This is a genomic window from Kitasatospora sp. NPDC048715 (genome assembly GCF_043198905.1).
Taxonomy (GTDB): Bacteria; Actinomycetota; Actinomycetes; order Streptomycetales; family Streptomycetaceae; genus Kitasatospora; species Kitasatospora lactacystinica.
On the sequence record NZ_JBICVH010000003.1, the window covers coordinates 1 to 16438 of the forward strand.

The following is a 16438-nucleotide window of genomic DNA, read 5'->3' on the forward strand; positions in this document are numbered from 1 at the left end:
CCCCACCCACAGGGTCGGCAGTCTGAAAATCACCCAGCCCCCGGAGCACCCCCCCCCGGAGCCGCCCCCGGCCCCCCACCCTCCCGAAAGCCCCCAACAACACCAACCACCCCCCTTTGCCCACCCCCACCCCGAGGCGCACGCTGGACCCAGGGAGGTGCCGCGCACAATGAGCACCCTTGAGGAACAGATCGACATCGCCGCCCCCGTCCTCGCCGCCTGGGAGCAACTGCACCGGGTGCACGAGTACCCCCGGTTCGTCGACGGCGTCAGCAGCGCCCAGCCGCACGGCCGGAACCTCGCGCACCTCGGGGTGGAGGTCGACGGCGAGCGGCACTCGGTCGATGCCGAGATCACCGACCGCGGCCGGGGCCGGGTGATGGCCTGGCGGACCCTGGGTCCGCTTCCGCTGCGCGGCGCCTTCGCGCTGCTGCCGCTCGATGCCCGGCACACCCGGTTGCAGATCCGGGTGGAGTACGACCCGGAGGCGGTGCGGCGCGAGTTCGGCGGGCCGCGCGGTTTCGCCCAGGCCGGGGCGATCGAGCGGGCGGTGCGCGAGGATCTGGACCATTTCCGGGAGCTGGTCGAGGCGCGGGTGAACGCCGTCGGGGCCGACCCGTAAGCATCGGATAAGCCCAGCTCAGCGCGGGCGGTGAGGCTCTTCACAGCGCACCGTCCGGCAGACCGTTTCGGTTTCAACCTGTGGCAGACTCGGGTGCCATGGACATCGGGCCGGTCACCAGGACGCTCCGCGCGGCGGTCTTCGCCGCGCTGGTCGTGCTGCTCGCCGGGCTCGGCCAGGTGCTGGTCACCGGCCGCACGCTCCCGGTCGGCCCGATGCTGCTGGCCTCGGCCGCCGTCTTCGCGGTGGCCTTCTCGCTGGCCGGCCGCGAGCGCGGCTTCCCGGCGATCGCGGCGGTGTTCCTGCCCCTGGAGCTGGGCGCCGGCGCGCTGTTCGACCTCGCGCAGAGCACGTGTCCCTCGCTGCCGCCCGGCGCCGGGCACGGCCTCCAGCCGCTGCTGTGCGGTGGCGGTTCGCTCGGCGGTTTCCTGCTCGGTCACGGCGTCTCCGCGCGGACCGGTGTGCTGCTGCTCCTGTTGCTGCACACGGTGATCGCGCTGGCCGGCGCCTACTGGCTGCGCCGTGCGGACGCCGCGCTGTGCTGCCTGGCCGGCGCCGTCCGGATGGTGGGCGAGTTCCTGCACCGCCATCTGCCGGCCGCCGCCCGCTGGCTGCGGCTGCTGGCCGCCCCGCTGCCGGCCCGTCCGCCGGCGCGGGTGCCGTTCCCCCGGGCCAGCCGCGCGCTGGTCCCCGCCGAGGACGTCGTCGTCCGCCCGGCCGTCCGGCGCGGTCCGCCGGTGTTCGCCCTGGCCGTCTGAGCCGCGGGCCTCCCCGCCCGCTCAGTCGGCTGTTCTCTCCCCCCGCGCAGGCCCCGACCGGCCGCGCCGCCCCGTACGCCCGAGAGCACAGGACGACACCCCATGAGCAACACCCGCAAGACCGCCAAGAAGGCCTCCGCCACGGACCGCATGCGCGTCGCCCGCGCCCAGGCCGAGCGCTCCGAGCGCATCCGCCGCCGGGTGGTGGTCGGCGGCGCCTCGGCCGCCGTCCTCGCCCTCGCGGCGGGTGTGGCCTTCGCCGTCGGCGGCTCCTCCGGCTCCGGTTCGAGCGCCGCGAACGGCCCGCTGGTCGTGCCGGCCAACGCGAGCGGCACCGACGGCACCGTGATCACCTACGGCAAGGCCGACGCCCCGCACACCCTGGACGTCTACGAGGACTTCCGCTGCCCGTTCTGCGAGCAGCTGGAGACCACCACCGGCACGGCGATCCAGCAGCTCGCGGACGACGGCACGTACAAGGTCCAGTACCACCTGGCGACGTTCCTGGACAACAACCTCGGCGGCAAGGGCTCGCGCACCGCGCTGGCCGCGGCCGGCGCCGCGCTGAACGAGGGCGTGGACAAGTTCAAGGCCTTCCACGACGTGCTGTACGCCAACCAGCCGGACGAGCGCAGCGACGCCTTCGGCGACGTCAACCACGTCCTGGACCTGGCCGGCCAGGTGCCCGGCCTGAAGACGGACGCCTTCGTGAAGGCCGTCCAGGACGGCACCTACGCGCCGTGGGCGGCCAAGGTCAACGAGGAGTTCAACAAGAGCGACGTCACCGGCACCCCGACCGTCAAGCTGGACGGCAGGAAGCTGGACGTCCTCTCCAACGGCAAGGCCGTCTCCCCCGAGCAGTTCACCGCGATGGTCAAGCAGGTGACCGGATGACGGCCGGCGCGCCCGCCGTGCGGCCCACGTACGGCGCGAGCCGCCCGTTCGCCTGGCTGCTGCTGATCGGCGGCGCCGTCGGCCTGTTCGCCTCGGCGGTCCTCACGCTGGACAAGATCCGGCTGCTGGAGGACCCGTCCTACGTCCCCAACTGCAACATCAACCCGATCATCAGTTGTGGTTCGATCATGCGCAGCGCGCAGGCGGAGGCCTTCGGCTTCCCCAACTCGCTGATCGGGCTGGTCGCCTTCGGGGTGGTCGTCGCGGTCGGTGCCGGGCTGCTCGCGGGGGCGGCGTTCCGGCGCTGGTTCTGGCTCGGCCTGCAGGCCGGGACGGTGTTCGGGGTCGGCTTCGTGACCTGGCTGATGTACCAGGCGCTGTACCGGATCGGTGCGCTCTGCCCGTACTGCATGGTGGTGTGGGCCGCGGTGATCCCGCTGTTCTGGTACACCACGCTGCACAACCTGCGCTCGGGCGTGATCCCGGTGGGCCCGCGGCTGCGGACGGCCGTCCGGGAGGCGGCCCGCTACCACTGGGTCGTCCCGGCCCTCTGGTACGCGGTGATCGCGCTGCTGATCCTCAACCGGTTCTGGTACTACTGGAGCACCCTGATCTGATCCCGTCCGCCGCCCCTTCCCCCGCGGCAGGGGCGGCGGACCGTCTCCCGGTGAGGCCGCCGATGCGCCGCAGGATCGTCCTCTTCGTCTCCCTGTCCGTGGACGGCTACTTCGAGGGCCCGGACCACGACCTCGGCTGGAACCTCGTCGACGACGAGGTGCACACCCACTTCAATCGCGAGCTCGCCCGAATGGGTGGTTTCGTCTCCGGCCGGGTGACGCACGAGCTGATGGCCTCCGTCTGGCCCACCGCCGACCAGGACCCGGCCGCCGACGGTCCGACGGCCGAGTTCGCGGGCATCTGGCGCGCGATGCCGAAGACCGTCTTCTCCCGCACCCTCGACCACGCCGACTGGAACACCACCGTCGTCCACGAGGTCACCCCGGAGTCGGTCGCCGCCCTCACCGCCGGCCCCGGCGGCGACCTCTGCCTCAGCGGCGCGAACCTGGCCGAGTCCTTCCTCGCCCTCGACCTGATCGACGAGTTCCGGCTCTACGTCCACCCCGTCGTGCTCGGCCGCGGCACGCTCTTCTTCCGCCCGACCGACCACCCCACCCCGCTCGCCCTGACCGAGACCCACCGCTTCACCAACGGCGTGACGCTGCTGCGCTACGAGCGCGTCGGCCCGTCTCCCCTGGACGGGTGACGGGCCGGCGCGACGGACGGGCGGGTCAGAAGACGTACGCCTCGACCTCGGCGAGCAGTTCGGCCCGGCGCCGCTCGCTGATGAAGGAGGCGCGGAAGGAGTTGGCGGCCAGCCGGCGCAGGGCCTCCTGGTCGAGGGCGAGGGCCTCGCGCACGGCGCGGAAGTTGTCCTCCACGTAGCCGCCGAAGTACGCCGGGTCGTCGGAGTTGACGGTGACCAGCAGCCCGGCCTCCAGCATCTCGTCCAGCGGGTGGTCGGCGAGGGTGTCGATGCAGCGCAGCCGGACGTTGGAGAGCGGGCAGAGGGTCAGCGGGATCTGCTCGCGCACCAGGCGGGCGACCAGCTCGCCGTCCTCCAGGCAGCGCAGCCCGTGGTCGATCCGCTCGACGCCGAGGACGTCCAGCGCCTCGGTGATGTACGCGGCCGGGCCCTCCTCGCCCGCGTGGGCGACCCTCCGCAGCCCGGCCTCGGCGGCCCGGCGGTACACCTCGCGGAACTTCACCGGCGGGTGGCCGACCTCGGCGGAGTCCAGGCCGATGCCGGTGATCCGGTCGAAGTACGGGCGGGCGGCCTCGAAGGTCTCCAGCGCGGACTCGGCGGACTCGTCCCGCAGGAAGCACATGATCAGCTGGGCGCTGATGCCGTACCGCTCCTCGCCGCGCTCCAGAGCCCGGGTCAGTCCGTCCACCACCGCGCCCAGCGGGACCCCGCGCGCGGTGTGCGCCTGCGGGTCGAAGAAGATCTCCGCGTGGCGGACGCCCTGCTCGGCGGCCCGGGCCAGGTAGGCGTCGGCCAGGTCGGCGAAGTCGTCCTCGGTGCGCAGCACGGCCATCAGCGCGTAGTAGAGGTCCAGGAAGGACTGGAGGTCGCTGAAGGAGTACGCCTCGCGCAGCGCCTCGGTGTCGGCGTACGGCAGCTCTACGCCGTTGCGGGCGGCGAGTTCGAAGGCGAGTTCGGGCTCCAGGGTGCCTTCGATGTGCAGGTGGAGTTCGGCCTTGGGAAGCGGCATGTGCGATCTGTCCGAGCGTCGGCGGGATGGTTTCTGAGGAACGCGGAAGGATTCATCCTACGATCCGTGCCCACCGGCCGGGTGCAGCCGCGACGGTCCCCGGGCACCCTGGAGGAGGGGACTTCCGCCGAGGAGGCACCGAGATGCGGCACGCCGACGACCCGCACATCCGGCCCGCGGGCATCTCCCCGCACGCCCTGGGCAACGACACGCTCCTGCACGAGCTGGAACAGCTCCACCGCACGCGCCACGAGACCTTCCTGTACGGCTCGGAGGAGGCGCTGAAGCGGCACACGCTGCGCACCGGGGAGTTGGAGGCCGAGTTCCTGCACCGCTTCCCCGGCCGGCAGGTCACCGCGGCCCGGACCAGGGCCGGGGCCAGGGCCCGGGAGGCGGCGGCCCGGGTGGAGTCGCTGCCGGAGTGAGCGGAGCGGATCGCCCGCCCGCCGGGACACGCCGGGCGCGCCGAGGCGTGCCCGGAGCCGGGCGGTCAGGGAGGGTGTGAGGGCAGACGCACCGGACCCCGACCCACCTGGGAGCCCCGCATGCCCATCGCCAGCGTCAACCCCGCGACCGGCGAGACCCTCCAGACCTTCGAACCGCTCGACGCGGCCGGCGTCGAGCGGCGGCTGGCCCGCGCCGAGGCCGCCTTCCACGGCTACCGCGGCACCACCTTCGCCGCCCGCGCCGAACTGATGCACCGCGCCGCCGACCTGCTGGACCGGGAGCAGGAGGCGGTCGCCCGCACCATGACCGAGGAGATGGGCAAGCCGCTCGCCGCCTCCCGCGCCGAGGCCGCCAAGTGCGCCAAGGCGATGCGCTGGTACGCGGACAACGCCGAGGCGCTGCTCGCCGACGAGCACCCGGCCCCGGCCGACGTCGCAGACTCCGGCGCCAGCCGCGCCTACGTCCGCTACCGCCCCCTCGGCCCGGTGCTGGCCGTGATGCCGTGGAACTTCCCGCTCTGGCAGGTCGTCCGGTTCGCCGCGCCGGCCCTGATGGCGGGCAACGTCGGCCTGCTCAAGCACGCGTCCAACGTGCCGCGCACCGCGCTGGCGATCGAGGAGCTGTTCCGGCGGGCCGGTTTCCCGGAGGGCTGCTTCCAGACGCTGCTGATCGGCTCGGGCGCGGTCGAGGGCGTGATCCGGGACCGCAGGGTCACCGCCGTCACCCTCACCGGCAGCGAGCCGGCCGGGCGGGCGGTCGCGGCTACCGCGGCGGACGAGGTCAAGAAGGCCGTCCTGGAACTGGGCGGCAGCGACCCGTTCGTGGTGCTGCCGAGCGCCGACCTGGACGCCGCGGTGCGCACCGCCGTCCGGGCCCGGGTGCAGAACAACGGCCAGTCCTGCATCGCCGCCAAGCGCTTCATCGTGCACACCGACGTGTACGAGCGCTTCACCGCCGCCTTCACCGAGGCGATGCGGGCGCTGAAGGTCGGCGACCCGATGGACGAGGACACCGACGTCGGCCCGCTGGCCAGCCGCCAGGGCCGGGACGACTTGGAGGAACTGGTCGAGGACGCCCGCACCCGCGGCGCCCGGGTGGAGTGCGGCGGCGGACGCCCGGAGGGCTGGGACACCGGCTGGTTCTTCGAGCCCACCGTGCTGACCGGCATCACCCCGGCGATGCGGATCCACCAGGAGGAGACCTTCGGCCCGGTCGCCACCGTCCACCGGGTGGCCGACCTGGACGAGGCGGTGGCGGCCGCCAACGACTCGCCGTTCGGGCTCAGCTCCAACGTCTGGACCACCGACGAGGCCGAGCGGGAGCGCTTCGTCCGGGACATCCAGGCCGGCGGGGTGTTCTTCAACGGCATGACGGCCTCCCACCCGGCGCTGCCGTTCGGCGGCGTCAAGCGCTCCGGGTTCGGGCGGGAGCTGTCCGGGCACGGGATCCGGGAGTTCTGCAACGTCACCACGGTGTGGATCGGCTGAGCCGGACCTCCCGGCCCCGTGCCCGTCCCGGCCGGGTCAGGACGCCATGCGGTGCCGGCCCGGCCCGGGGGTCATCCAGCGGGCGATCACGCCGCCCATCGCGATGAGCGTCAGGCCCCAGAAGATCGCCATCGGCACCAGCACCGGCAGCAGGCTCACCTGGACGGCCACCATGCAGAGGCCGATCGAGAGCGCGATCATGAACGTCACCACGGTGGGGCTGAGGCTGAGCAGCCAGTGCCAGACGCGGTGCCCGAAACCCCGGGCCCTGCGGGCTTCGGGACCCTCGGCGGCGTCGGCCTGGGCTTCGACTTCCTGGTAGGTCAGCAGGTCCATCGGGATCGCCTCCAAGGCTGGACGGCTGGATGGGAGGAACGCCTGACCCGGGAGGGTCAGGAGGCCTTGCGGGGGGCCGAGGACTTCCGGGTGGCGGTCCTCTTCGCCGCCGGGCTCCTCGTGGCGCCCGTCCCGGAGGTCTTCTCGGAGGCTTTCTCGGAGGTCTTCTCGACGGACTTCTCGGCGGACTTCGGGCCCGCCTTCGGGGCGGTCTTCCTCGCCGGGGCGCGCTTGCGCGGCGCGGGCTCCTCCCCGGCGCCGGCCTCCCCGGCTCCGGCGCCCTCGGCTCCGGCGCCCCGCCCGCCCTTGGCCTGCTTGAGGCTGCTGCGCAGCGCCTCCATCAGGTCGATCACGTTGTCCGGAGCCTCGCCCGGCTCCTCCTCGTGCGGGACCTCCACGCCCTCCAGCCGCGCGGTGATCACCTGCTGCAGCGCCTGCTGGTAGTCGTCGTGGAGCTGGGCCAGGTCGAAGTCCTCGGAGAGGGTGTCCATCAGCGACCGCGCCATCTTGAGCTCCTGCGGCCGGACGGTGACGTCCCCCTCGGGCGCGATGCCGGCCACCGGGCGGACCTCGTCGGGCCAGATGCAGGTCTGGAGCACCAGGGTGTTGTCGTGCACCCGCAGCACCGCGGGCGACTCCCGGGTGCGCAGCGCGATCTTGGTGACGGCGATCTGCCCGGACTCGGTGAGCGCGTCGCGCAGCAGCGCGTACGGCTTGGCGGCGGCCTTGTCGGCGACGCCCACGTAGTAGGCCTTGGAGAACATCAGCGGATCGATCTCGCCCTCGTCCACGAAGGCCAGCACGTCGATGATCTTCTTGCTGGGCAGCGGCAGGTCGGCGAGGTCCTCGTCGGAGAGCGTGACGGTCCGCCCGTCGGGGGACTCGTAGCCCTTGGCGATCTCCGCGTACGGGACCTCCTTCTCCTCCTGCTCGCAGTACCGCTTCATCCGCACCCGGCCGCCGTCCTTGGCGTGCACCTGGTGCAGCGGGACGTCGTGCTCCTGGGTCGCGGAGTACAGGTGGACGGGGATGCTGACCAGCCCGAAGCTGATCGTCCCCTTCCAGGTGGTCTGCATGGGGTCGCTCCTGACCGGCGCCGGGAACCGGCCGGCGCCGAGCACGCTCGGGATGCTCCTACGGCATGTCCCGAGAGTCCCACTCTGCCCGGATTCGCGCGGATCGTCCACACCGCGCCGACAATGGGCCGAGGAGGTCGATGCGGATGACCGTCCGGAGCCGGCGGGACCGGCAGGACCGGGACCAGGCGCCGCCGCCGGAGCGGTACGGCTACCTGGTGACGTACGCGGTGCGGGGCGAGCCCGGCACACGGCGCGCGGAGGTGACCGTCCTGCCCGGATACTCGCAGGAGGAGGACATCCCCCGGATCCTGGCCGCCCGGCTGACCGGGCGACCGGCGGACGGGGCCGCGATCACCGTCCTCGACGCGCGGCCGATCTGACCGCGCAGGTGCGGGCGATTTGAGCCCCAACAGAGCTTGGCAACCTTTTCGAATACTGACGATGCGTCAGATCTGAGGTTTCCATGCCACCTTTCCACCCACCCTGACCAGGCTTTTTACGTCCGGTAAGCGAACAGTTATCAAAGCATTGTTCCGATACTCGGGCGTAGAAGTTAGGTTGCGACGCAATGCGCGGGCAAGTCCCCCACCCTCCGGCGCGACGAGCCGAGGGTCACACCGCGCTGGAAAGGCACAGGGCACCTTGATGAGTGCGGACACCACCAAGCCCACGACGGCCACCAGGCTCCCCCACCAGCCGAGTCCGACCGGAGAGGGCGGCGACGGCCACCTGAAGGCCGGACTCAAGAACCGCCACCTGTCGATGATCGCCATCGGCGGCGTGATCGGCGCCGGCCTCTTCGTCGGCTCCGGCGCGGGCATCGCGACCACCGGCCCGGGCATCCTGCTCTCGTACGCGCTGGCCGGCGCTCTGGTCGTGCTCGTGATGCGGATGCTCGGCGAGATGGCCGCGGCCGACCCGCAGAGCGGCTCCTTCTCGGCGTACGCGGACCGCGCGCTCGGCCGCTGGGCCGGCTTCTCCATCGGCTGGCTGTACTGGTTCTTCTGGGTCGTGGTGCTCGCGGTCGAGGCGACCGCCGGCGCGAAGATCCTCAACAACTGGGTGCCCGGCGTGCCGCAGTGGGGCTGGGCGCTGATAGTGATGGCGGTGCTGACCGCCACCAACCTCTTCTCGGTCGCCTCCTACGGCGAGTTCGAGTTCTGGTTCGCCGGGATCAAGGTGGTCGCGATCGCCGCGTTCCTGGTGATCGGCACCCTCGCCGCCTTCGGTCTGCTGCCGGGCACCCACGCGGTCGGCGCCAGCAACCTCACCGGCCACGGCGGCTTCCTGCCGCACGGGGTGGGCGCGGTGTTCACCGGCATGCTCACCGTGGTCTTCGCCTTCATGGGCAGCGAGATCGTCACCCTGGCCGCCGGCGAGTCGGAGGACCCGGAGAAGGCGGTCAGCAAGGCCACCAACAGCGTCATCTGGCGCATCGGGATCTTCTACCTGGGCTCGATCCTGCTCGTGGTTACCCTGCTCCCCTGGGACTCCGCCGACGTCAAGTCCAGCCCGTACGTGGCGGTGCTGGACCACATCGGCATCCCGGGCGCCGGCCAGGTGATGGACGTGATCGTGCTGACGGCGGTGCTGTCCTGCCTCAACTCCGGGATGTACACCGCCTCCCGGATGGCCTTCTCGCTCGGCCAGCGCGGGGACGCGCCCAAGGCCTTCGCCACCGTGACCTCGCGCGGCGTGCCGCGGGTGGCCATCCTCTCCTCGGTGGTCTTCGGCTTCGTCGCGGTCTTCTTCAACTACACCTCGCCGGACACCGTGTTCGCCTTCCTGCTCAACTCCTCCGGCGCCGTGGCGCTCTTCGTCTGGCTGGTGATCTGCGCCACCCAGCTGCGGATGCGGAAGATCATCGAGCGCGAGATGCCCGAGCGGCACACCGTCCGGATGTGGCTGTACCCGTACCTGACCTGGACGGCCATGGGCATGATCGGGTTCGTCATGGCGTACATGTTCACCGACGCCGACGGGCGCAAGCAGATGTACCTGTCGCTGGTCGCCGCAGCCATCGTGCTGGCGGCCTCGGCCGTGGTGGGCCGACGGCGGCGGGCCGCGGTGGCGGCGGGCTCCTGACCCGTCCGCCCCGCGCGGGAACGCCGGGCCCGGGAGCCGTTGAGAAGGCTCCCGGGCCCGGCGCCGTTCCCGGCCCGCCACCCGCCCCTCTCGTTTGACCAAGGCACGTCAACGGGGATACCAGGGCATGACGCTCCCCCACGAGCGCTCCCCCGCCCCCTCCGGGAGACCCCGTGCCGCCCTTGCCCACTCCCGCACCGCCCCCACCGCCCCCGGCCCCGCCACCCCCGCCGCCGCCCCGTACGGAACCCGAGTCCGCCCGCCTGCGCTTCGGCCGCCGGCTGCGCCACTGGCGCGAGGCCCGCGGCCTCAGCCAGGCCGAGTTCGGCCGGCTGCTCGGCTACCACGACTCGCTGATCAGCCGGGTGGAGAACGCCCGCCGCTGGCCGCCGCCGGGGATGCCCGCCCGGGCCGACGAACTCCTGCTCGCCGACGGCGAGCTGGCCGAACTCTGGCAGACCGTACGGCAGGAGCGCGAACGCCTCGGCGAACGCGCCGCCGCCCGGACACCGCCCGCCGCCCGCGCCGCACCACCGGACGCCGCCACCGTCGAGGTGCTCGCCCACCTGCTCGCCGCCTACCGCGCCGCCGCGGGCCGGATCGGCGGCGAGGAGCTGGCCGCCGTCCTGGAGCACCACGCCCACACCCTGCTCGGCGGGCGGCACCCCGGCCCCCGCGAGGCCCCCGGCGCCGACCGCTCGCTCGCCGCCCAGTACGCCGAGCTCGCCGGCTGGGCCCACTTCGAGGGCGACCGCCCCGCCCGCGCGCTCGGCTGGTACGCCACCGGGCTGGAGTGGGCCCGCGCGACCGGCGACCGGGCCACCGCGGCCTCCCTGCTCGTCCGCCAGAGCGCCCTGTACTGGTGGCTCGGCGACCCGGCCACCGCACTCGCCCTGGCCGAGGCCGCCCGGACCACAGCCCCTCCCCTGCCGGGGCTGTGGGCCTGGGCCGCCCTCGTCCAGGCCCACGCCCACGCACTGGCCGGCCGGGCGGCGCAGGCCGACCGAACGCTGGCCGACGCCCGGCGGCTGACCGACGCCGCACTGCTCACCGGCGTGCCGACGCCCTGGACGGCGCGCGCCGAGCTGGTCCTGGCCGTCGCCCACGGCACCTGCCACCGGGACCTCGCCCTCCGCACCGGCCGCACCGCCCACGCCCGCACCGCGGCGGCCCGGCTGGAGGCGGCCCTGCGGCTCCTCGACCGGGCCGCCCACCCGCGCGACCACGCCCTGGTCACCGCCCGCCTCGCCGGCGCCCACGCCCTCGCCGGTCACGCCGATGCCGCCCTCGCCCTGCTCGCCCGGCTGCCTCCGACCACCACCGGACGCATCGCCCGCGAGCAGCGGCGGGCCGGGGAATGGCTGCGCCGGTGAACGCCCGCGCCGAGCCCCCCGGCCCGGACGCGGCGGCCGCTGCCGGGGCACGGCGGCGACCGCCCGGGCACGGCGGCGCCCGGTCCGCCACGGAACAGCAGGACCGGCCACCACCTGCGGGAGTGGTGGCCGGCCCTGCCGCACCGGTCGGACCGGGCCCGGCGGGTGGGCTCAGAGGCCGGCCGCCGCCGCGGCGATGTCGGCCGCGTACGTGCTCACCTGGCTGTAGACGCCCGGGTAGCCCGCGCGGGCGCAGCCGTTGCCCCAGCTGACGATGCCGACCTGGACCCAGCGGCCCGCCGCGTCCTTGCGGACCATCGGGCCGCCGGAGTCACCCTGGCAGGTGTCGACGCCGCCCTGGGCGACGTAGCCCGCGCAGAGCGAGCCGGCGGTGTTCAGGCCCGGATAGGCGCGGGCGCAGGTGGCGTCGTCGACGAACGGCACGGTGGCCTTGAGCAGGTACCGCTGCTGGCCGCCGCCCTCGCGCGCGGCACCCCACCCCATGATGGTGAAGGTGCCCGTGTCGTAGGCGGTGGAGGTGGCGATCGGCAGGGTGCTGACCAGGCTGCTGTTCACCGGCGAGGCCAGCTTGATCAGCGCCCAGTCGTCGCCGTTCTCGGCGCCGGTGAAGGAGGGCGACTGGTACACGTACGAGGAGCGGACCTTGATCGCACTGCCGCTGTTCAGGTCGACCGCTCCGGCGGTGACGGTGATGCTGCTGTCGGCACCGGTGCCGTCGACGCAGTGGGCGGCGGTGAGCACGATCTGCGAGGTGTACAGCGCGCCGCCGCAGCCCATCGAGAGCCGCACCATGAACGGGAACTCGCCCTGCGTCGCCCGCGTGCCGCCGACCACGCTCGGCGACGGCGCGGGCGAGGCGGCGGCGGGCAGCACGAGCATGCCGGCGCCGAGCACCAGGCCGGCCAGCAGGCCGACCACTCTGCCGAATTGACGCTTCATCAGATCCTCCTTGCAGGTGGGGGAAGACCGAGAGTGGCCCGGCGGGCGGCGCGGCAGGAGGGGGCGGTCCTTGCCGGTCAGAACTGGCAGGAACACGGCAATGCGTGGTTCCGGGTGCGGAAGCCCTAAGGTGATCGCCCATGCGAGATCTTGCGGCGGGGATGAAGTACCTGGTCGAGGGCCAGAAGTGGGTGGGCCGGCACGGCCGCTGGTGGGGCTTCGGCATGCTGCCGGCCCTGCTCGCGCTGGTCGGCTACGTCGTCGCGCTCGCCTTCCTCGGCGCCTGGTCCCGGGACCTCGCGGACTGGGCCACCCCGTTCGCCGACCACTGGGGCGCTCCCTGGCGGGGCCTGCTGCGCGACGCGCTCGCGGCGGTCGTCTTCGGCGGCGGCCTGCTGTTCTCCCTGCTCACCTTCACCGCCGTCACCCTGCTGGTCGGACAGCCCTTCTACGAGGCGCTCTGCGCCGCGGTCGACGAGACCGAGGGCGGCGCGCCCACCCCGCCGGACACCGCGCTCTGGCGGGAGCTGCTGATCGCGGTGCGCGACAGCGTGTACGTGCTGGTGCGGGTGGCCGCGTTCGGCGTGGCGCTGTTCGCCTGCGGATTCATCCCGCTGGTCGGGCAGACGGTGGTCCCCGCGCTCGGCTTCCTGGTGTCCGGCTTCTTCCTGACCGTCGAGCTGACGGCCGTCGCCCTGCAGCGGCGCCGGGTGCCGCAGCCGGAGCGGATCCGACTGCTGCGCGCCCGGCTCGGGCTGGCACTGGGCTTCGGCACGCCGCTGGTGCTGGCCTTCCTGGTGCCGCTGGTCACCGTGCTCGCCATGCCGGGGGCCGTCGCCGGGGCCACCCTGCTGGCCCGCGACCTCGTCCCGACCGCACCGGAGGAGGAGAAGGAGGAGGAGCAGCAGCCGGGCCCGGCCCCCGACTTCCCCACCGCCACCGCGCGGCCCGTGCCGGGCAACCCGTACGCGACCCCCTGAGGCCGTCACCGGCCGGTCACGCTGCGCCGACCTCGCCCCCGCCCGCGTGTGAGCCCGCCCACAGGGGGATCGCCATCCACGATCCCCGATAGTGGACGAGCCCCCTCGAACGCCCCGCCCGGCGCCGCCGAGGCACCCGGGCCGGACCACCCACGGCCCCGCCCCGCCTGAAGAACACAGGCCACCGCGGCTGCCGCCCCTGCGATCCGTCGCCGCCGACCCGGCCTCCACCTCAGGGTGCGCAATTCGGACAAATACCACCAAAGCCATCGCCGAAGCCCGCCGCGGCCACCCCGCAACCACGATGCCGCGTAGTAGCGAACGCCTTTGCCACCCGTCCTCGGCCCTGCCAAGAATGGCCCGTCGCCAGGCAGCGCAGCCGACCACCTCCGCCGCCGCACGGCCCGCCCGCCCCCGCCGCTACCGCCGGGGCGCCACGGCCGCCCAGGGCGGCCGCACGAGCCCCGCCCGCCCGGAGCCCGTGCGACGCCCCGCCCCCGGTGCCACCGGCACGGCCCCCGACGGAGAAGGACCGCCCGCCCCATGCAGCTCAGCCATGCCCGCCGCAACTCCCTGATCACCGGTGTCGCCACCCTCGTGGTCGCGAGCGCCGCCACCGCCGCCCTCGCCATCCCGCAGGCCGGGAACGCGACCGGGGCCGCCCCCGTGGCCGCCGTCTCGGTGGACAGCGAGCCGGTCGCCGACCAGGGCCGGGCCGACGCCGCCGCCACTGCCGCCGCCGCCGAACAGGCCGCCCAGGAGGCCCAGGCCAAGGCCGCGGCGGACGCCGCCGCCCAGGCCGAGGCGCAGGCCCAGGCGGACGCCAAGGCCAAGGCCGACGCCGACGCCGCCGCCTCCCGCTCCCAGGAGCGCCAGAACCTCACCAGCGCCCCGGCCGCCTACTCCGGCACCCCGCAGCAGATCGCCGCGCAGATCGTCCCCGCCGGCCAGCTCCAGTGCTTCAGCAACATCGTGTTCCGCGAGAGCAGCTGGAACCCGCTCGCGGTCAACGCCTCCTCCGGCGCCTACGGCCTGGTCCAGGCCCTGCCCGGCTCCAAGATGGCCTCCGCGGGCGCCGACTGGCGCACCAACCCGGCCACCCAGATCAAGTGGGGCCTGAACTACATGAACACCCGCTACGGCAGCCCCTGCGCCGCCTGGTCGTTCTGGCAGGCCCACCACTGGTACTAGGCCGAACCAGCGGTTCGGCTCCCCGGGGCCCGTGACGCACCCGCGTCGCGGGCCCCGGCGCACGTTCCCGCAGGCCGGGAGCCCGGTACGGGCGTGGACACGTCCGGAAGGCGGCGTGAAGATATGGCGCGCACTCGTACGATTTGCCACTGATTGATCGGAATTACGGACCGTCAGACCTTTGCCACGGTCCGCAGGCCCTCTTACGCTCCGGCGTCATGCCCTCACCCCTGATCAGCGTCGTGCTCCCCGCCTACGACCAGCACGAACAGCTCGCCGACTGCCTGGACTCGCTGCTCGCACAGTCCCTGGCCGACGTCGAGGTGATCGTCGTCGCCGACCGGTCCCCCGGGACGGCCGGCGGGCTCGCCGACGCGTACGCGGCCCGGCACCCGCGGGTGTCGGCTCTGCACCTGACCGCGGCGGTCGGGGTCGGGGCCGCCCGGAACGCGGGCGCGGCACGGGCGAGCGGCGAGTACCTGCTGTTCCTGGACGCCGACCACCTGCTGCCCCGGGACGCGCTCCGGACGCTCGCCGACCGGCTCCGGCAGACCGGCCCGGTGGACGTGCTGCTGTTCGGCCACTCCCGCCGGCACCAGGACCGGGACTGGCCCGGCGGGGCCGAGGCCCTGCTCGCCGAGGCCGGCCCCGAACCGTTCGCCCCCTTCGACCGGCCCGCCCTGTTCGGCGCGCCGCCGCTGATCTGGGACCGGCTGATCCGCCGCGGCCACTGGGCCGAACTGGGCCTGGCCTTCCCGCCCGGCCGCTACGAGGAGGTCCCGGTCGCGCACGCCGCGCTGCTCGGCGCCCGGAAGGCCGCCGTGCTGGCACGCGAGTGCGTGCAGCTGCGCCGCCGGGAGACCGTCCACCCGGCGGGCGGCCCGGGCAGCAGCGTCTTCGACCTGTTCGAGCAGTACGAGCGCAGCTTCGCCCTGCTGGAGGAGCAGCCGCACCTGTACGCGGTGCGCGACGCGCTGTTCGTCCGGATGATCCGGCACTACCTGTTCGTCTTCGACCTGGCCGGCTGCGTCACCCGTGCCGAGCGGCCGCAGTTCTTCCACCGCGCCGCCGAGCACCACCGCCGCTTCCAGCCGCCCGGCCACCGCCGGCCGGGCGGCCGCGAGGGGATCAAGTTCTCGCTGCTGGCGGGCGGCGCCTACCCGGCCTTCGAGGTGGCCAAGCTCTCCCACATCGCGCGGGGCACGCTCACCGGGCGGAAATGACCCCGCTCAGACCTGCGCCACGCCGCCCTCGGCGGCCATCGCGGCGGCGATCCGGCGGGCCCGCTCGGCCCGGACCCCGACGGACATCGGCGGCAGCACGTCCATCCACAGCGGCAGGGTCGAGCCGCGCAGCTGCGCCATCCCCTCGGGCCGGGCGAGCAGCCACAGGTGCAGGTGCGCGGAACCGTCGCCCCAGCGGTTCACATGGACCCGGCCGATGCCGCCGAGCGACCGTACGGCCCGCTCCACCCTCTGGAGCATCGGGCCCAGCCCCGCGGAGAGTTCGGCCGGCAGGTCCAGCAGGTCGTGGTGGGCGCGCGGCCACAGGAGCAGCGTGGCGGGCAGTCCGTCCGGCTCCTCGGTGGTGCCGAGCCGCCAGTGATCGTCCGTCCACAGGAAGTCGGCGTCCGGCCGGGCGCAGTCCGGGCAGCTCTCCGGGCCGTCCTCGCCGTTCCGGGGCGGTTCGGGCAGCTCCGGCGCCCGGAGTTCCCGGACGGTCAGCTCGCCCTCGTACGGGAAGATCTCCCAGGAGGGCGCGCCGTCCGCCGGGAAGGGCAGCGGCTCGCCGATCGGGAGGCGGGCGAGGTAGGCGTCGGGGCCGGCCGGGTCCGCGGCCGCGGATTCTTCGATCATGACCGCCGAGCGTGCCACAGGACACCCTGTCGGCGGTACCCCCGTCGTGCCCGGTACCGGTGCGGCGGTACGGCTGCGATCATCGGCGGAGCCGTAC

Annotated in this window: 18 protein-coding genes; 13 read left to right on the top strand and 5 right to left on the bottom strand. The window is 73.8% G+C overall.

Going from position 1 to position 16438, the window contains the following annotated elements; all coding sequences use genetic code 11:
- The first annotated feature begins 169 nt into the window (after positions 1–169).
- The 5 genes from ACGFSC_RS06680 to ACGFSC_RS06700 all read left to right on the top strand — a co-directional run bounded on the left by ACGFSC_RS06680 (position 170) and on the right by ACGFSC_RS06700 (position 3538).
- Positions 170–622, top strand: coding sequence for an SRPBCC family protein (locus tag ACGFSC_RS06680; RefSeq protein WP_359909136.1), 453 nt, complete (start codon positions 170–172; stop codon positions 620–622).
- A gap of 98 nt (positions 623–720) precedes the next feature.
- Entirely contained in the window at positions 721–1380 is a 660-nt protein-coding gene (locus tag ACGFSC_RS06685; protein ID WP_359909133.1) for a hypothetical protein, read from the top strand.
- 102 nt (positions 1381–1482) lie between these two features.
- Positions 1483–2274, top strand: a complete 792-nt coding sequence (locus tag ACGFSC_RS06690) for a thioredoxin domain-containing protein (RefSeq protein ID WP_359909130.1) — start codon at positions 1483–1485, stop codon at positions 2272–2274.
- The gene (locus ACGFSC_RS06695) at positions 2271–2891 is read left to right on the top strand and encodes a vitamin K epoxide reductase family protein (RefSeq protein WP_359909128.1); all 621 of its coding nucleotides are present in this window, start codon (positions 2271–2273) and stop codon (positions 2889–2891) included. The genes ACGFSC_RS06690 and ACGFSC_RS06695 overlap by 4 nt, the downstream gene beginning before the upstream one ends.
- A gap of 62 nt (positions 2892–2953) precedes the next feature.
- Complete coding sequence (locus ACGFSC_RS06700; protein WP_359909125.1) at positions 2954–3538, top strand: dihydrofolate reductase family protein; 585 nt, start codon at positions 2954–2956, stop codon at positions 3536–3538.
- 25 nt (positions 3539–3563) lie between these two features.
- Here the strand turns inward: ACGFSC_RS06700 and ACGFSC_RS06705 are convergent, their stop codons facing one another.
- Positions 3564–4547 (bottom strand): adenosine deaminase, encoded by a 984-nt coding sequence (locus ACGFSC_RS06705; protein WP_359909122.1) that lies wholly within the window; start codon positions 4545–4547, stop codon positions 3564–3566.
- A gap of 143 nt (positions 4548–4690) precedes the next feature.
- Here ACGFSC_RS06705 and ACGFSC_RS06710 point away from each other — a divergent pair, with 143 nt between their 5' ends.
- Complete coding sequence (locus tag ACGFSC_RS06710; protein WP_359909119.1) at positions 4691–4972, top strand: DUF6158 family protein; 282 nt, start codon at positions 4691–4693, stop codon at positions 4970–4972.
- A gap of 120 nt (positions 4973–5092) precedes the next feature.
- The gene (locus ACGFSC_RS06715; protein ID WP_359909116.1) at positions 5093–6481 is read left to right on the top strand and encodes an NADP-dependent succinic semialdehyde dehydrogenase; all 1389 of its coding nucleotides are present in this window, start codon (positions 5093–5095) and stop codon (positions 6479–6481) included.
- A 36-nt stretch (positions 6482–6517) separates the two neighbouring features.
- On the opposite strand, the gene ACGFSC_RS06720 is transcribed toward ACGFSC_RS06715, so the two are convergent.
- Both ACGFSC_RS06720 and ACGFSC_RS06725 read right to left on the bottom strand, forming a co-directional pair.
- Positions 6518–6817 (bottom strand): hypothetical protein, encoded by a 300-nt coding sequence (locus ACGFSC_RS06720; RefSeq protein ID WP_359909114.1) that lies wholly within the window; start codon positions 6815–6817, stop codon positions 6518–6520.
- Positions 6818–6873: 56 nt separating this feature from the next.
- Entirely contained in the window at positions 6874–7893 is a 1020-nt protein-coding gene (locus ACGFSC_RS06725; protein ID WP_359909111.1) for a Ku protein, read from the bottom strand.
- Between the two features lie 146 nt (positions 7894–8039).
- Between ACGFSC_RS06725 and ACGFSC_RS06730 the strand changes: the two genes are divergently transcribed.
- The 3 genes from ACGFSC_RS06730 (at position 8040) to ACGFSC_RS06740 (ending at position 11354) form a co-directional block, all read left to right on the top strand.
- Positions 8040–8276: a hypothetical protein gene (locus ACGFSC_RS06730; protein ID WP_359909108.1), complete on the top strand. Its 237-nt coding sequence runs from the start codon at positions 8040–8042 to the stop codon at positions 8274–8276.
- Positions 8277–8541: 265 nt separating this feature from the next.
- Positions 8542–9981, top strand: a complete 1440-nt coding sequence (locus tag ACGFSC_RS06735; protein WP_359909105.1) for an amino acid permease — start codon at positions 8542–8544, stop codon at positions 9979–9981.
- Positions 9982–10163: 182 nt separating this feature from the next.
- Positions 10164–11354 carry a helix-turn-helix transcriptional regulator gene (locus tag ACGFSC_RS06740; protein ID WP_359909102.1) on the top strand — a complete coding sequence of 397 codons (1191 nt, stop codon included), beginning with the start codon at positions 10164–10166 and terminating at the stop codon, positions 11352–11354.
- Positions 11355–11525: 171 nt separating this feature from the next.
- Here ACGFSC_RS06740 and ACGFSC_RS06745 read toward each other — a convergent pair whose 3' ends face one another.
- Positions 11526–12314, bottom strand: a complete 789-nt coding sequence (locus ACGFSC_RS06745; protein WP_359909099.1) for a serine protease — start codon at positions 12312–12314, stop codon at positions 11526–11528.
- 140 nt (positions 12315–12454) lie between these two features.
- Here ACGFSC_RS06745 and ACGFSC_RS06750 point away from each other — a divergent pair, with 140 nt between their 5' ends.
- The 3 genes from ACGFSC_RS06750 to ACGFSC_RS06760 all read left to right on the top strand — a co-directional run bounded on the left by ACGFSC_RS06750 (position 12455) and on the right by ACGFSC_RS06760 (position 15708).
- A complete protein-coding gene (locus ACGFSC_RS06750) occupies positions 12455–13294 on the top strand; it encodes an EI24 domain-containing protein (RefSeq protein WP_359909096.1) in 840 nt (279 codons plus the stop codon).
- Between the two features lie 543 nt (positions 13295–13837).
- Positions 13838–14485, top strand: a complete 648-nt coding sequence (locus tag ACGFSC_RS06755) for a transglycosylase SLT domain-containing protein (protein WP_359909093.1) — start codon at positions 13838–13840, stop codon at positions 14483–14485.
- Positions 14486–14703: 218 nt separating this feature from the next.
- Positions 14704–15708 carry a glycosyltransferase family A protein gene (locus ACGFSC_RS06760; protein WP_359909090.1) on the top strand — a complete coding sequence of 335 codons (1005 nt, stop codon included), beginning with the start codon at positions 14704–14706 and terminating at the stop codon, positions 15706–15708.
- 6 nt (positions 15709–15714) lie between these two features.
- Here ACGFSC_RS06760 and ACGFSC_RS06765 read toward each other — a convergent pair whose 3' ends face one another.
- Positions 15715–16341, bottom strand: a complete 627-nt coding sequence (locus ACGFSC_RS06765) for a hypothetical protein (protein ID WP_359909087.1) — start codon at positions 16339–16341, stop codon at positions 15715–15717.
- Positions 16342–16438: the final 97 nt, after the last annotated feature.

Bases quoted from the DNA above. Each gene is read 5' to 3' on its own strand.
- ACGFSC_RS06680 (WP_359909136.1), top strand. From the start codon at position 170: ATGAGCACCCTTGAGGAACAGATCGACATCGCCGCCCCCGTCCTCGCC.
- ACGFSC_RS06685 (WP_359909133.1), top strand. From the start codon at position 721: ATGGACATCGGGCCGGTCACCAGGACGCTCCGCGCGGCGGTCTTCGCC.
- ACGFSC_RS06690 (WP_359909130.1), top strand. From the start codon at position 1,483: ATGAGCAACACCCGCAAGACCGCCAAGAAGGCCTCCGCCACGGACCGC.
- ACGFSC_RS06695 (WP_359909128.1), top strand. From the start codon at position 2,271: ATGACGGCCGGCGCGCCCGCCGTGCGGCCCACGTACGGCGCGAGCCGC.
- ACGFSC_RS06700 (WP_359909125.1), top strand. From the start codon at position 2,954: ATGCGCCGCAGGATCGTCCTCTTCGTCTCCCTGTCCGTGGACGGCTAC.
- ACGFSC_RS06705 (WP_359909122.1), bottom strand. From the start codon at position 4,547: ATGCCGCTTCCCAAGGCCGAACTCCACCTGCACATCGAAGGCACCCTG.
- ACGFSC_RS06710 (WP_359909119.1), top strand. From the start codon at position 4,691: ATGCGGCACGCCGACGACCCGCACATCCGGCCCGCGGGCATCTCCCCG.
- ACGFSC_RS06715 (WP_359909116.1), top strand. From the start codon at position 5,093: ATGCCCATCGCCAGCGTCAACCCCGCGACCGGCGAGACCCTCCAGACC.
- ACGFSC_RS06720 (WP_359909114.1), bottom strand. From the start codon at position 6,817: ATGGACCTGCTGACCTACCAGGAAGTCGAAGCCCAGGCCGACGCCGCC.
- ACGFSC_RS06725 (WP_359909111.1), bottom strand. From the start codon at position 7,893: ATGCAGACCACCTGGAAGGGGACGATCAGCTTCGGGCTGGTCAGCATC.
- ACGFSC_RS06730 (WP_359909108.1), top strand. From the start codon at position 8,040: ATGACCGTCCGGAGCCGGCGGGACCGGCAGGACCGGGACCAGGCGCCG.
- ACGFSC_RS06735 (WP_359909105.1), top strand. From the start codon at position 8,542: ATGAGTGCGGACACCACCAAGCCCACGACGGCCACCAGGCTCCCCCAC.
- ACGFSC_RS06745 (WP_359909099.1), bottom strand. From the start codon at position 12,314: ATGAAGCGTCAATTCGGCAGAGTGGTCGGCCTGCTGGCCGGCCTGGTG.
- ACGFSC_RS06750 (WP_359909096.1), top strand. From the start codon at position 12,455: ATGCGAGATCTTGCGGCGGGGATGAAGTACCTGGTCGAGGGCCAGAAG.
- ACGFSC_RS06755 (WP_359909093.1), top strand. From the start codon at position 13,838: ATGCAGCTCAGCCATGCCCGCCGCAACTCCCTGATCACCGGTGTCGCC.
- ACGFSC_RS06760 (WP_359909090.1), top strand. From the start codon at position 14,704: ATGCCCTCACCCCTGATCAGCGTCGTGCTCCCCGCCTACGACCAGCAC.
- ACGFSC_RS06765 (WP_359909087.1), bottom strand. From the start codon at position 16,341: ATGATCGAAGAATCCGCGGCCGCGGACCCGGCCGGCCCCGACGCCTAC.